The following is a 13443-nucleotide window of genomic DNA, read 5'->3' on the forward strand; positions in this document are numbered from 1 at the left end:
GAAGTCGTCTCCGCCGACGTGACGCCGCTCCTCGTTCGGTGGTCGGGGACCGGCGACAGCGCTGTGAACGGGTTCCACGAGAAATCCTCTGCTGGTGTCTGGCAGGCGCCGGCCGCCGTGGCGGCGGCCCGGTACGTCGTGCCGTGAATTCCCGGGCCGGACCATCCGGACGTCATTTCCGTGCGGTGCCGTCCGGCTTGTGCGTGGTCATGGATCCGGCGAGCGAGAGCAGTGAACTGAATGCGGAGGGGGGATTGTCCGGGTCCCACTCGGGGTGGAAATCGCTTTCAATCCGGTCGAGCAGGTGAACCAGCGTGAGCGAGTCGACGCCGAGATTCAGGAACGAGGCGTCGCGGTCGATCGGCTCGCCGCCCGGGTGCTCGTCCCAGACTTCCACCAGGATTGCTTCGAGACGGGTGATGACGTGTTCCAGCTCGGCGTTTCCCATCATTCATTCCTTCTGTTCCGGTGGGGCGGTCCCGGCCGAATCCCCGGCCGCCGTGGCGCGCAGCGTGCGCCGGTCGATCTTTCCGGCTGCATTGCGCGGTAGCTCCGGAACGACCCGGAATTCGTCCGGGCGCTTGTACCGGGCGAGGTGCCGGCGCGTCAGGTCCCGCAGGGCGTCCAGCAGCCCTGTGTCCTTTCCGGACGTCACCAGGTAGGCGACGGGAAGTTCGCCCCACTCGTCGCTCGGAACTCCCACCACGCATGCCTCGCGCACGGCCGGGTGGGCCAGAAGCACCCGCTCGACCTCGGCCGGGTAGACCTTCTGGCCACCGCGGAGGACGACGTCCTTCACCCGCCCGGTGAGATGGATGTATCCCTGCTCGTCGACCGTGCCGAGATCACCGGTGCGCACCCAGCCGTCGCACAGGGCCTCGGCGGTGGCCTCGGGGTCCTTCCAGTAGCTGCGCATGGCGGCGGGGCTGCGCACCCACAGTTCGCCGATCCGCCCGGTGGGGGAGGGGTGTTCCTTGTCGCCGAGGCTGCGGAACACCGTGCCCATGGTGGCCCGGCCGATGGACGCGGCCGGGCCCCGGGCTTCCTCCGACGTGAAGTCGTGGTCGGCGGGCGGAAGGGTCGCCACGGGGCCGCCCGCCTCCGTCAGGCCGTACAGCTGGCGGAAGCCGCAGCCCAACGCCGCATGCGCGTCGAGGAGCAACTGCCGCGGCATCGGGGCCGCCCCGTAGATCACCTCCCGCAGGCTGTCCGTCCCGGTGGGGGAGAGCTCGCGGGCCCTCAGCAGGAACCGGAGCATGTCCGGGACCAGGAACAGATGGGTCACCCGGTGCCGGCGGATCGTGGCGAGGCACTCCTGCGGGCTGAACATGCGCATGAGCACCACGGTCGCCCCGGCGGCGAGGCGGATGAGCGGGATGACCATCGCCCCGTGGAACAGCGGCCCGCAGTGCAGGAAGACCTCGTCCGGCTCCGGCTGTACGTCGGCCAGGTAGCCCAGGGCCACCGACCGCAGCGAGTGGTGGTCGACGCAGACACCCTTGGGCCGGCCGGTCGTGGCGGAGGTCTGCAGGATGAACATCAGGGTGTCGTCGGGTATGTCACCCGGCGGCAGCGCGGGATCGCAGGCGACGGCCTGCCGGTACTCCTCGCTGTCGTAGTCCAGCACGGGAAGGCCCGGGAAGGGAGCCGTGGTGCCTGGCAGACCCGCCTCCCCGATGATCGCCGACACCTCGAACCGCTCGACGGCAGCGGTCACTTCCTCGGCCACGGCCCCGTAATGGAGAGGAACCGCGGTCGCCCCGATCTTTCCCAGGGCGAAATAGGTCTCCAGCACCTCAAGTCGGTTGTGCGAGACCACCGCGACCCGGTGGCCGCGTTCGATGCCCAGCTCCAGCAGGGCCGTGGCCAGGCTGTCGGTCCGCCGGTCCAGCTCTGAGTAGGTGGTGTGCCGGTCACCGTCGCGGATGGCGATCCGCTCGCCGTGCCGCTGTCGGCCTCGCTCCAGAAGCTGAGCCATCCAGGACATGAACGGACGCCCCCCGTCTTGGTCTTCGTGATCGTTGATCAGCAACAGCACTCTGCCGGGGCGGTCGTGGTGCCAACAACCCTGATTTTGCGGGGGTACCCGCCCGGGGAATCGTCTGCTACTCTCCCGGGCCTTCCGGACGCCGAGGGGACCCCACCGGGCACCGGACCATGACCTGTCCGGAAAGTATCGGCCACCCTGGGCCGGCGGACCGGTCGCGCACCCGGCGTGTCAGCCGGACCTTCGGCCCGAAAGCGCTCCCGGAAGCCTGACGGATGAAGAGCGGATTCACAGGCCGGACGTAGATTTACGCCTCCCCGATGGCCGAATACCTCCCATACCCTGGGTCGTTAAAGCGAGGGTGATCAGGGGGGAGGGTGTTACGCTTGACAAAGCGCGCCACCGCAGTGCGAGGATATCTGGCCAACCGGCTCTGCCACCTTGCAACGGTGTCGACCGACGAACACGCAATACGGGGGATTTGAAGTGGCGTCTGGTATTCCAAGACCGGGTTCCGGTTTCCTGTGGTCATGAGTGCTGCCCCGTGGGCAGCCCGGTGCTGATCCGGCTTCGGCCTTCCGTCATATCTCTGACACGCATCCATCAATAGTCCCTGTCTGCCTGTGCCGCGCGGTGTCCGATGCCGTGGGCTGCTTCGGTGCGCGCTCCGCCGTGAACGCGCGCAGATCGGAATTCCATCCATGGATCACGTCGCCGATTACCCCAGTGCCGCCGACCACGCGGGGGAACTCCCGCCGGGCCTCGACCGGTTACGTCGTGAGGACCCCGTCTCCCGGGTCCGCCTCCCGGACGGCAGGACCGCCTGGCTGGTGACCCGCTACGAGGACGTGCGCACGGTGCTCTCCGGCGCGGGCTTCACCCGGGACCTGCCGGCGCCCGCCGCCGGTCCGGCCGCGGGCGGGAGCCCCATGCGCACGGTGAACATGGACGGCCGTCCGCACCTCGAACTGCGCGGCCTGGTCTCCAAGGCTTTCACCGTCCGGCAGATCGACGGCATGCGCCCGCGCATCCAGGAGTTGACGGACCGTCTGCTGGACGACTTGGAGCGGGAAGGCCCACCCGCCGACCTGGTGCGCCATGTCGCCGCGCCGCTGCCGGCCGTCGTCATCTGCGAGCTGATGGGATTCCCGGCGGCCGACCACGACAGGCTCAGCCGCTGGTGCGACCGGATCACCGCGGTGGGCGCCGGCGGCCTCGATCAGTCGGCCTGGCGGGAACTCGGCATGTATGTGGGCGTCATGGCCGAGCACAAGCGCGCGGACCTGAAGCAGGGCGGCCGGCCGGACGCGGACGTGCTGACCACCCTGGTCCACGCCCACGACGAGGAGGGCCGGCTGAGTTTCGAGGAACTCGTCTCCCTGACCATCGTCATCCTCGCGGGCGGCCTGGAGACGACACAGACCGCGATCAGTGCCGGAGTGCTCACCCTCCTCAGTCATCCGGAGGAGCCGGCCAGGCTGCGGGAGGACCCCGCCCTCCTGGGCCCGGCGGTCGAGGAGATCCTCCGCCGCCAGCCGGTCATCGAACTCAACCGGATCCAGATGGCGACCGAGGACGTCCGGCTGTCCGGGCAGCTCGTGCGCGCGGGCGAGCTGGTGCAGATCTCCGTCAACGCCGCCAACCGCGACGAGGAAGTCTTCCCCGACGGCGCGCGGTTCGACGTCACGCGGCAGCCGAACCCGCATCTCGCGTTCGGACACGGCGCGCACCACTGCCTCGGCGCCGCCCTCGCGCGGCTCGAACTGCAGACGGTGTTCTCGACGATCCTCCAGCGTCTTCCTGACCTGCGCCTGGCGGTGCCGGCCGAGAGCCTGCGCTGGCGCGGCGGTCACGTCACCTTGGGGCTTCTGGAGCTGCCCGTCGCCTGGTGAGGACCCGCCCGGTTCCACGAGAGGCCCTGCCTCGACCGACACGGCCAGGAAGGACCCGTACATGTTCATCTGTCGATATATCGATAAGGATGCCGAGGTTGGTCGGCCCCGATACGGACGGTTGGAGCAGCGCGGTGACGACGGCACCGTCGTCCCCGTCGTGCACGACCGGGCGGACGGCCGCTGGGTGGACGGCCCCGGCCGGGCACGTCCGCTCGGCGAGGTGATCCTGCTGCCACCGGCCGAGCCGAGCAAGATCGCCTGTGTCGCGCTCAACCGCGCACCGGACGGTCACACGGAGGCCGGTGACCGGCGGCGCACGGGCGCCGCCTCCTGCGCGGTCGTCCTCAAACCGCCGTCCTCGCTGGCCGGTTCCGGGGAGACCGTGCGCCACCCGGGACCCGAGTGGGAGCTGAAGTACGAGGCCGAGCTGGCGGTCGTGATCGGCATGCGCTGCACCCGGGTCCCGCCGCAGGAGGCGGCACGGGTCGTGGCGGGGTACACCTGCGCGAACGACCTCACGGCATACGTGAAGCCGACCGCGGACGGCTCCGCGGGCTCCGGGCGTGCGGGCTTCCCGCCCGTCTGGGCCAAGCATTTCGACGGCTTCACGCCGCTCGGCCCCTGGCTCGCCACGGACCTCGACCCGGCGGACGCCGAGATCACCTGCACCGTCGACGGCGTGACCGTGGAGCGCGCCGGCACCCGCGACCTCCTCACCCCTGTGCACGAGGTGATCGCCGCGGTCAGCGAGCACATGACGCTGCTGCCCGGCGATGTGATCCTCACCGGAACTCCCGCGGCCTCGGGCCCGCTGCCGGTCGGCAGCCGGGTCGAGGTGGCGATCTCGGACATCGGCACCCTCACCACGAACATCGGCATACCGGGAGAAAGGCAGTACGAGCGATGACGATCGTCAACAATGTGACGAGGGAAGCGGACCGGTCGGGCCTCGCCTCGTTCCTGGCCGGCGCCGACTCGTTGCAGCGCGACCTGCTCGCCCTCTGGGACGGCCGCCTCGACCAACTCGGCAGGATCGCGGAGCACGCTCTGGTCCCGGCCGGGAAGCTGCTCCGCCCCCTCCTGGTCCTCGAATCGGCACGATGTGTCGGCGGCTCCGCGGACGGGCTGGCCGAGCTGGCCCTCGCCACCGAGTACCTGCACGTCGCCACCCTGATCCACGACGACATCATCGACGAGGACGACATGCGCCGCGGGCGCCCCTCCGTACAGGCGGCGTTCGGCGTGCCCGCCGCCATCGTGGCCGGCGACGGGCTGCTCCTGGAGACCTTCGCCACCCTGACCGGATCCCGGCCGACCGGTGTCTCGGACGCCGCCATCGTGGCCGCGACCTCGGTGATGGCCTCGGCCGGGGTGGGGCTGTGCCGCGGGCAGCTGCTGGAGTCCGAGTTCGTGGGCGACCTGGACTGCACCGTGGAGCAGTATCTGACGGTGGCCCGGCTGAAGACCGGGGCGCTCTTCGAGGCGGCCTGCCGGATGGGGGCGATCCTCGGCACCGACCGGCAGGACTGGATCGACGCCCTCGGTGAGTACGGCGTGAAGCTGGGCACCGCCTTCCAGATCCGGGACGACCTTCTGTCCTTCGACGACACCCCGGCGCTCATCGGCAAGCCGCAGGAGAGTGACCTGCAGAACCGCCGGCCGACCCTGCCGATCCTGCTGGCCTACGAGCGGGCCGGGGACGACGAACGCAAGCAGCTGGAGCAGGTGTTCCGCGGCGAGGTCCCCGCCGACGAGTGCTTCGCCGTGGTCCGCACGATCGTCGAGACCACGGGCGGCCGGGACGCGGCCGTACAGGTCGCCGCGCAACTGATCGCCGACGCGACGGGCAGCCTCACACGGTTGCCGGCGGGCGAGAGCACCGACACGCTCGCCGAGATCGCCGGTTACGCGTCGCGACGCGCCTTCTGACATGGCCGGCATCCGTCTGGTCCGGACGCTCGACGCGCACCTGCGCACCTGGCGGCCGTACACGATCTGGTACCCCGGCCTGGTCGGGCTCGCGGGTGCGGTCCTGGCCGCCGAGCCGCACGTGAACGGGCGGCTGTTCGCCGCCTGGTTCGTCCCCACGGCGATCTGGACGGCCGCCCACTACCTCGGCGACTACCTCGACCGGGACCTCGACGCCATCAGCAAGCCACAGCGGCCCATCCCCTCGGGGCGGATGCGGCCCGAGACGGCGCTCGCCTGCGGCGCTCTCCTGGCCGCTGCGGCGTGCGTCGCCGCGCTGGTCTGCAACTGGCGGACGATCCTGCTTCTGGCCGTCGGCATCAGCGGCTCGCTCGCCTACAACGGCCTCTTCAAAGCGCGCGGCCTGTGGGGCAACGTCGTCCGCGGCGCCCTCACCGGCGCGGCCTTCGCCTTCGGCACGATGATGGCCGTACCGTTCCCGCCGGCCGAACTGCTGCCGTTCGTCGTGGTGTTCTGGGCGCACGACGCCGCCTCGAACCTCGTCGGCACTCTGCGCGACGTCGCCGGTGACCGCGAGGGCGGCTACGCCACGTTCGCCGTGCGTCACGGACTGCGGACGGCCAGGCGGACGGCCGCCGCCCTGTACGGCCTGGCCGTCGCGACGGCGGTGATCGGGGTCCTGGCGGTACCGGGGGACCGTGCGGCCTACGTTCTCGTGGTGCTGCTTGCCGCCGCGGTCGGCTGCGGCGCCTTCCGGCTGGTCCTTGGTCCGGAGCCCACGGTCACCCCGCGCGTGGCCCTTCGAGCGCACGAGGTGCTCGTCGCCGAACGGCTCGTCCTCGCGGACGCCCTGCTGGTACCGCGGCTCGGGCCGGCCGCGGCGCTCGGGATCCTCGGCCCGCTGCTCGTCCTCACCATCGGCGTCCAGCGCACGATGCGCTCCGGACACGAGTTCCCGCGGGAGGACCGGCCGCAGCCCGCCCACTGAACCGACCCCACCCTGGCGAGTGAGAAGGAGGAACACGTCGCGTGTGTTCAACTGTGGACAGCCGTGTCGAGACGTCGATCACGCACGCCGCCGAGACCTTGTTCGCACGGCAGCGTCCCGAGGGCTCCTGGCCCAACCGGCGGCCCACCGCCGTCCTGGGCACGGCCGGCGCCGTGGCCGCCCTGCGTATCGCGGACCCCGAGCGCTCCCGGGATCTGGTCGAGGGCGGGGCCCGGTGGCTGCTGTCCGCCCGGAACCCCGAGGGCGGCTGGGGCGGAGTCGCCGGCGCCCCCACCCAGCTGGTCCCCACCGTGATCGCGGCGGCGGCCCTGCATCTGCTGGACCCGGAGGGACACCGGGAGCCTGTGCGCCGCGCCCTGCGCCTGGTCGACTCGCACGGCGGGCTGCAGGCGCTCACCGACCCCGGTATGGTCCACATGGCCAGGACCTTCCTCGCCCTCGCGGGCCTCGAGGAGCTCAAGGGCTCCCGGCGCATTCCGATGGAGCTGCTCCTGCTGCCCCCTCGGCTCTGGCGCGGCCGGTTGTCCTTCCGGCTGGCCCCGTTCGTCGCGATGGCGTTCATCCAGGCCCGGCACAGTCCGCCGACCGGACTCGGGCGCCTCCTGCACCGCATGGCCCGGCAGGCCGGGCTGGACGCGCTCGCACAGGTGGAGCGTGGTGAGAACGACCGCGGTGGCTACGGCGGGGACAACTGGCTGGTGTCGGTGGTCTGCATCGGCCTCAGCTGCGCCGGGTCCCCGCCCGCACCCCTCGCCGACGCCGTCGACTACCTCCGCTCCAATGTGCAGGCGGACGGCTCCTGGCACATCATGCAGGGCCTCGACCTGATCGGCGGGTCCTACGTGGCCCGCGGTCTCGCGGACGCCGGCTACACCGACGACGAACGCCTGGTGCGGGCACGCCAGTGGCTGCGCGGCTGCCAGCAGGACCAGGCGTTCCCGGTCTTCGACGCGCCGCCCGGGGGCTGGGGCTGGGAAGGGCCCCGTGGCTGGCCGAACTTCCTGGACACCGCCAACGTGCTGTCCGCGCTCGCCGTCGCCGGCGAGGAGGAGGGCGGCGAGCCGCTGCGCCGCGGGCTGCGCTGGCTGGAGTCCCGGCAGGACCGCACGGGGTCGTGGGGGACCTTCGTCCCGGACACCACGCTGCCGAACGACGGCCCCTGCCCCTATGTCACCGCGCAGTCCGTCGAGGTCGCGCTGGACTGCGGCGCCTCCCCGGACGACCCCGGCGTGCGCCGGGCTCTGGACTGGCTGCTCGCCCACCAGCGGCCGGACGGAACCTACGAGGCGCTGTGGTACCGGGGGCTCACCCCGGGGACCGCCATGGCGCTGGCCGCCTTGGGCCGAGCCGGACTCGCCGGCCACCCGGTGGGCCAGCGCGCCCGCGCGGCTCTGCTGCGCGCCCAGCTCGCGGACGGCTCCTGGGGTCCGGGCGAGACAGGAACGCTCGGCGACGACCCCACCCACGGGACCGTCGAGGAAACCGCCTGGGCCCTGCGGGCGCTGCTCGCCTGCGGGGTACCGGCCGACGATCCGCGGATCCGGCGCGCGGCCGACTGGATCCTGGCCGCGCAGCAGCCGGACGGGCTGTGGCCGGCCGGCCAAGTCTGCATGCACATCAGGAACTTCGCTTACTACGTTGACGGCCTGATCGTCAACGGACTCGCCCTGAAGGCACTCGGAAGCTATCGAGCAGCGCTGGCGGCGTGCGGCTACGCGGAACGGGAGGCGTGATGAGCCTGCGGCAGGAGACACCCGGTCCGGTGGATGCGGACATCGTGATCTGCGGTGCCGGGGTCGCCGGTCTGGCAGCGGCCTGCGCGCTCGGCCGGCTCGGGCTCGACGTCCTACTGCTGGAGAAGCAGCGGCGCCAGCCCCCGGTCGCCAAGGGCGAGGTGCTGCAGCCCGGTTCGCTGAACCTCCTGCACGGCTGGGGTGTGCTTCCGGCGCTGGAAGCCAGGCGAGCGGTCCGGCTCGACCGGCTGGTCGCCCGGCGGGCCGACGGATCCGAACTGCTCACCATGGACTTCGGACAGCTCGACACCGAGCGTCCCTGGATGCTGTCCCACGACTACGCGACGATCCTGGAGTGCCTCGGCGAGTCGCTGGGCGGCACCGTGCGCTGGCAGCGTGGCGTCCTGGTCGACGACCTCCTCACCGACCAATACGGCCGGGTCACGGGAGTGCGGACCGCAGGCGCGAGCGGGCGCGAGATCCGTGCGCGGGCCGTGCTGGCCGCCGACGGCAGGTCCTCCCGCCTGCGCCGCCTGTCCGGGATGACCGCGGACCCGGTGGCGTACGGTCACCGGCTCCTGTCCTTCGAACTCTCGGGCAGGCCGCCGGTGGCCGACGAAGTGTCCTCCTACGTCACGGACCGCGGCCTGGTGATGGTCTATCCGCTGCCGGACGACCGGATCCGGGTCTACGTCCAGGTGACGGCCGACGAGCTCAGGAAAGCGGACCGGGAGCGGCTGCGGCAGTGGTGCGACGAACTGCTCACGGACGTCCCCGCACTCGGCCCGCTGGCCACGGTCCTCAGGGACAGCCTCGACAGCAGGCAACTGCTGCCGGTGTTCCAGTTCCGGGCCTCGTCCCTGGTGCGGCCGGGCATCGCACTGATCGGCGAAGCGGCGCACGGCGTCCATCCGCTGGCGGCTCAGGGGATGAACACGGCCATCGGCGACGCCGCCGCACTCGCCTCCCGGCTGGCGGACGTGGACCTCGGTGACCGGACAGCGCTCGACGGGGCACTGCGCGCCTACGAGACGGAACGCCTGGAGCGGATCAAGGACATCCACAGCATGAGCCACAGCGCCGCACGGATCATGACCAGCACCACGCGCGGCGGGCGGATCCTCGGCCGGCGCCTGCTGTGCGGGTCCGCCAGGAGCGGCCGGCTCCGCTATCAGATGACCTACAACATGTCCGGCCTCGGCATGCGCCCGCTCGGCACGCTGGACCGGCTCGTCCAGCTCGGGGTGCTGCCCGACCGCAGACGAGCCCTCGTCGCCACCAGGTGATGCGGTCGCCGATCAGCGAACAGGGATCCACACGGGGCTGGGCCACAGCCCCACTGAGGGAAAGGGCTGAAAGATGTCGGACACACTCAAGACGGCCTTCGACGTACGGCCGTTGACCGCTGCTCTCGGCGCGGAGATCCACGGCCTGCGCCTGCAGGACATCACCGACGACGCGTTCGCCGAACTGCGTCGGCTGCTGCTGAAGTACCTGGTGCTCTTCGTCCCGGACCAGCAGGGATGGTCGCCCGAGTCGCGGATCGCCTTCGGCCGTCGCTTCGGCGAACTGGAGGTGCACCCCTACCTGCCCCACCTCGACGGGCACCCCGAGATCCAGATCATCGACTCGGAGCAGGACGGCAAGATCCCGATCTGGCACACCGACATGACCTACTCGCCGAACCCGCCGATCGGCTCCGTCCTGCAGATCGTCCGCAGCCCCGGTGTGGGGGGCGACACCATGTGGTCGAACCAGTACCGGGCCTATGAGGCCCTGTCCGCCCCGCTGCGGGACATGCTCGACGGACTCACCGCGGTCCACGCCATCCGCATTCCGGGGCTGGAGAGCCGGGCCGAGCACCCCGTCGTACGCGTCCACCCGGAGACCGGCCGCCGGGCGCTGTTCGTCAACCGGGCTCACACCTCGCACATCGCCCAGCTCAGCAGGAACGAGAGCGACGCGCTGCTGCAGTACCTCACCGAGTTCGCCACCTCCCCGCAGTTCACCTGCCGCTACCAGTGGCGGCCCGGCGACGTGGCCATCTGGGACAACCGGGTCACCCAGCACTACGCCGTCGACGACTACGCGGAACGCCGTACGGGCCTGCGTGTCGTGGTGCTCGGTGACACGCCCACCGGGAACGAGCCCCGCTGGGAGCACTACCAGGCCAAGCCGGGCGAGCGCTACGCACCGGCCCGGATGAACGCGAAGGAGTCCTACTGACCCCTTTTTTCCCTACGGATCCGACGGACAGTCCGACCTCATCTGCACGCGAACGCGAGGTGTTGAGTGACATGCTGAGCGCAACCCAAATCCTCACCCCCAGGCAGACCGAAGTGGTCCGGCTGGCGGTTCTCGGCCTGACCGCGAAGGAGACCGCTCGCCGCCTGGGTATCTCGAAGAACACCGTCGACGAGCATTTGCAGGAGGCCCGGCGGCGGGTCGGGGCGGCCAGCAAGTCTCGGCTGATCGGGTGGGCCATCTCGTCCGGGGCCGTCCAGCTCTGACGGCCTGTCCGAGGCGTGATCGACAGGAGGGTGGCGGCCCGGCTGTGCACACCGGGGCCGCCTCATCCCTTCCGATGTCCGCTCCGCCCAGGTCATTCCCGCAGGCCGGCGGGTACGCCGCCGGAGGCCGACTCCCGGGCGGCCTCCGCCTCGACGAGCCGCCGGGGCAGGAGCCACCGCAGCAGGGGCCCGGCCATCGTCGTGGTGACCACCGCCATGATCACCATGAGCGAATACAGCTCGCGGTCGATGATGCCGAGGCTCAGTCCCACGCTCAGAGCGATGAGTTCGGTCAGGCCACGGGTGTTCATCAGGGTGGCCAGCGCTGCGGACTGCCGGGCCGGCATGCCGTTGCCGCGGGCCGCGAGGAACGCCCCGGCGAACTTGCCGCCGATGGCCACCAGGAGGATCAGGCCGAGGTCGCGCAGGCCGCCGAGGCCGATCCCGGACACGTCGACGTTGAGACCGGCGGTGAGGAAGAAGACCGGCATCAGCAGGGTCTGGACCAGGTTCCCGAGCTGGTCGTGGATCTGCGCGCGCAGCTGCGCCGTCTGCTCGCGCGGGATGACGGCACCGAACAGGAAGGCCCCGAAGATGAAGTGCAGGCCCGCCCACTCCGTCGCGGCCGCGGACAGCAGCAGTCCGGTGAGGACGTACGCGAATCCGGCCGGGGCGAGGGCACCGGAGCGCGTCCGCAGGCGTCGCAGCAGCGGCCGTACCACGAACAGCATGCCGAGCAGGTACGGCACGATGAGCAGGATGTGCCACTGGCCCGTCTCGGCCGCGCCGCTGAGCGCGGTCACCCCGGCCAGGACCGACCAGGCCAGGACGTCGTCGATGGAGGCGCAGGCGAGCGCCAGGGTGCCCAGGGTGGTGTGCTCCAGGCCGCGTTCGGTGAGGATCCGGGCCAGCACCGGGAACGCAGTGATCGACATCGAGATGCCCATGAAGAGGATGAACGCGGTGCTGTTCGGGCTGTGGTGCTGGCGCAGGAGGTACAGGCCCAGCGCGGATCCGAGGCCGAACGGAAGCAGGATGGAGCTGAGGGAGACGCTGACGGCAAAGCCACCGGAGCCTTTGGCCTTGGCGACGTCCCACTCCAGGCCGACGGTGAACATGAAGACGGCGACGCCGACCGTGGCCAGGGCGGTGAGCTGCGGCCGGGTGCCGGCCGGGAAGAGGTGGCCGGTGACGACGTCGCCGCAGAGCGTCGGCCCGAGCAGGATGCCGGCCAGGACCTCGCCCATCACCGCCGGCTGGTCGAATCGCCGGGCGAGTGCGCCGAGCAGCCGTGCCAGGAGCACGACGGCCGCGAGTCCTACGAGTAATTCCGTGATGTGCTGGGCTTTCATGGGCCCCCGTTTCCGTCGGACGGGCAGGACACAGGACGTGCTGAAGCGGGAACGCGCCTGGTGGTACGGCGGCCGGTGGCACTGCGGGCGTGAGCACCCGGCGAAGGATCGACGGGAAGAGAACCGCATTCGTGCGCTGGGCCGGGTCCTGGACGTCGGGCACCACTGGGCCGGGCGGGGCGCCGCGGCCGTCTGCCCGGGACGCCTGGGCCGGATGCGCCGCGTAGGGCGGAAACCCGCCCGCGTCAGCACGGAAGTGAGTACCCGGGACGATAGTGGGCGTCTGCCCACTCGTCAATGCCCCCACCACCTGTGTCGTCGCCCGTCCATGCGGTCGCCCTGCCGCGATGGCGCGGCAGGGCGACGGGGGGCGGTGCGGTGATGTGGTTACCGCGCGGCGTCGGCGATGACCGAGGTCACGATCTTGCGGACCTCGCCGGTCTCCGGCGCCTCGCCCCGGCGGCCGGCGAACAGCAGATGGCTGGTCCCGATCAGGGTGAGGGCGATCGTGTCGATGTCTGCGTCGGACGCGATCCGGCCCTTCTTCTGCTCGGCGCCGAGGTACGACGCGATCATGGCGGTGGCCTCGGTCAGGACCGGGACGCCGGAGGAACCGGCCTGGTGCAGCCGGGTGCGCAGCTCGTCGCGTGCGGTGATGAGGCTGACGATCGCCACGGCGACCGACCCGAACAGGTCCGTCAGCGCCTGGGTGAGGTTGTCGGCGACCGTGCTCGTCCCGGCCGCGGCCTGCAGGCTCCGGGTCTGGGTCCGGATCCGGTCGATGCGGTCCGTCACAAGCTCGGCGAGGAACGCGTCGAAGTCGGCGAAATGCCGGTGCAGGACCCCCTTGGCGCAGCCCGCCTCGGTGGTGACCGCCCGGCTGGTCAGTGCGTTGGGTCCGCCCCGGAGCAGGACCCGCTCGGCGGCGTCGAACAGCTGCTGGGACACGTCGCGGATCGCTGTGCCTGTCGGCATCGTGCCTTCCTCCCTTTCCGTGCAGGCCTGACTTCCGTCCCGCGGGGCCGGAG

Annotated in this window: 12 protein-coding genes; 8 read left to right on the plus strand and 4 right to left on the minus strand. The window is 71.2% G+C overall.

Features of this window, described 5'->3' with window-relative positions:
• Nucleotides 1-172: 172 nt before the first annotated feature.
• Both ACFYZZ_RS03175 and ACFYZZ_RS03180 read right to left on the minus strand, forming a co-directional pair.
• Nucleotides 173-448: an acyl carrier protein gene (locus tag ACFYZZ_RS03175; protein WP_389170843.1), complete on the minus strand. Its 276-nt coding sequence runs from the start codon at nt 446-448 to the stop codon at nt 173-175.
• A gap of 3 nt (nt 449-451) precedes the next feature.
• The gene (locus tag ACFYZZ_RS03180) at nt 452-1978 is read right to left on the minus strand and encodes a class I adenylate-forming enzyme family protein (protein WP_389170846.1); all 1527 of its coding nucleotides are present in this window, start codon (nt 1976-1978) and stop codon (nt 452-454) included.
• 710 nt (nt 1979-2688) lie between these two features.
• Between ACFYZZ_RS03180 and ACFYZZ_RS03185 the strand changes: the two genes are divergently transcribed.
• The 8 genes from ACFYZZ_RS03185 to ACFYZZ_RS03220 all read left to right on the plus strand — a co-directional run bounded on the left by ACFYZZ_RS03185 (nt 2689) and on the right by ACFYZZ_RS03220 (nt 11063).
• Nucleotides 2689-3879: a cytochrome P450 gene (locus ACFYZZ_RS03185; protein WP_389170850.1), complete on the plus strand. Its 1191-nt coding sequence runs from the start codon at nt 2689-2691 to the stop codon at nt 3877-3879.
• Nucleotides 3880-4000: 121 nt separating this feature from the next.
• On the plus strand, nt 4001-4789 hold the full coding sequence (locus ACFYZZ_RS03190) for a fumarylacetoacetate hydrolase family protein (protein WP_389170853.1): 789 nt from the start codon (nt 4001-4003) through the stop codon (nt 4787-4789).
• A 14-nt stretch (nt 4790-4803) separates the two neighbouring features.
• Nucleotides 4804-5811, plus strand: coding sequence for a polyprenyl synthetase family protein (locus tag ACFYZZ_RS03195; protein ID WP_389170856.1), 1008 nt, complete (start codon nt 4804-4806; stop codon nt 5809-5811).
• Nucleotide 5812: 1 nt separating this feature from the next.
• Nucleotides 5813-6799, plus strand: a complete 987-nt coding sequence (locus tag ACFYZZ_RS03200) for a UbiA family prenyltransferase (protein WP_389170859.1) — start codon at nt 5813-5815, stop codon at nt 6797-6799.
• 41 nt (nt 6800-6840) lie between these two features.
• A complete protein-coding gene (locus ACFYZZ_RS03205) occupies nt 6841-8553 on the plus strand; it encodes a prenyltransferase/squalene oxidase repeat-containing protein (RefSeq protein ID WP_389170862.1) in 1713 nt (570 codons plus the stop codon).
• Entirely contained in the window at nt 8553-9839 is a 1287-nt protein-coding gene (locus ACFYZZ_RS03210; protein WP_389170864.1) for an FAD-dependent oxidoreductase, read from the plus strand. Before ACFYZZ_RS03205 ends, ACFYZZ_RS03210 begins: the two co-directional genes overlap by 1 nt.
• 73 nt (nt 9840-9912) lie before the next feature.
• The gene (locus ACFYZZ_RS03215; protein WP_389170867.1) at nt 9913-10779 is read left to right on the plus strand and encodes a TauD/TfdA dioxygenase family protein; all 867 of its coding nucleotides are present in this window, start codon (nt 9913-9915) and stop codon (nt 10777-10779) included.
• On the plus strand, nt 10776-11063 hold the full coding sequence (locus ACFYZZ_RS03220) for a response regulator transcription factor (protein ID WP_389171986.1): 288 nt from the start codon (nt 10776-10778) through the stop codon (nt 11061-11063). Before ACFYZZ_RS03215 ends, ACFYZZ_RS03220 begins: the two co-directional genes overlap by 4 nt.
• Nucleotides 11064-11155: 92 nt before the next feature.
• On the opposite strand, the gene ACFYZZ_RS03225 is transcribed toward ACFYZZ_RS03220, so the two are convergent.
• Nucleotides 11156-12415, minus strand: coding sequence for a cation:proton antiporter (locus tag ACFYZZ_RS03225; protein ID WP_389170869.1), 1260 nt, complete (start codon nt 12413-12415; stop codon nt 11156-11158).
• A gap of 387 nt (nt 12416-12802) precedes the next feature.
• Nucleotides 12803-13390, minus strand: a complete 588-nt coding sequence (locus ACFYZZ_RS03230; protein WP_389170871.1) for a TetR/AcrR family transcriptional regulator — start codon at nt 13388-13390, stop codon at nt 12803-12805.
• Nucleotides 13391-13443 lie beyond the last annotated feature (53 nt).

Source organism: Streptomyces sp. NPDC001816 (assembly GCF_042892235.1).
GTDB lineage: Bacteria > Actinomycetota > Actinomycetes > Streptomycetales > Streptomycetaceae > Streptomyces.

Excerpts from the sequence above, each read along its gene's own strand:
- ACFYZZ_RS03175 (WP_389170843.1), bottom strand. The coding sequence starts at position 448 with ATGGGAAACGCCGAGCTGGAACACGTCATCACCCGTCTCGAAGCAATC.
- ACFYZZ_RS03180 (WP_389170846.1), bottom strand. The coding sequence starts at position 1,978 with ATGGCTCAGCTTCTGGAGCGAGGCCGACAGCGGCACGGCGAGCGGATC.
- ACFYZZ_RS03185 (WP_389170850.1), top strand. The coding sequence starts at position 2,689 with ATGGATCACGTCGCCGATTACCCCAGTGCCGCCGACCACGCGGGGGAA.
- ACFYZZ_RS03200 (WP_389170859.1), top strand. The coding sequence starts at position 5,813 with ATGGCCGGCATCCGTCTGGTCCGGACGCTCGACGCGCACCTGCGCACC.
- ACFYZZ_RS03210 (WP_389170864.1), top strand. The coding sequence starts at position 8,553 with ATGAGCCTGCGGCAGGAGACACCCGGTCCGGTGGATGCGGACATCGTG.
- ACFYZZ_RS03215 (WP_389170867.1), top strand. The coding sequence starts at position 9,913 with ATGTCGGACACACTCAAGACGGCCTTCGACGTACGGCCGTTGACCGCT.
- ACFYZZ_RS03225 (WP_389170869.1), bottom strand. The coding sequence starts at position 12,415 with ATGAAAGCCCAGCACATCACGGAATTACTCGTAGGACTCGCGGCCGTC.
- ACFYZZ_RS03230 (WP_389170871.1), bottom strand. The coding sequence starts at position 13,390 with ATGCCGACAGGCACAGCGATCCGCGACGTGTCCCAGCAGCTGTTCGAC.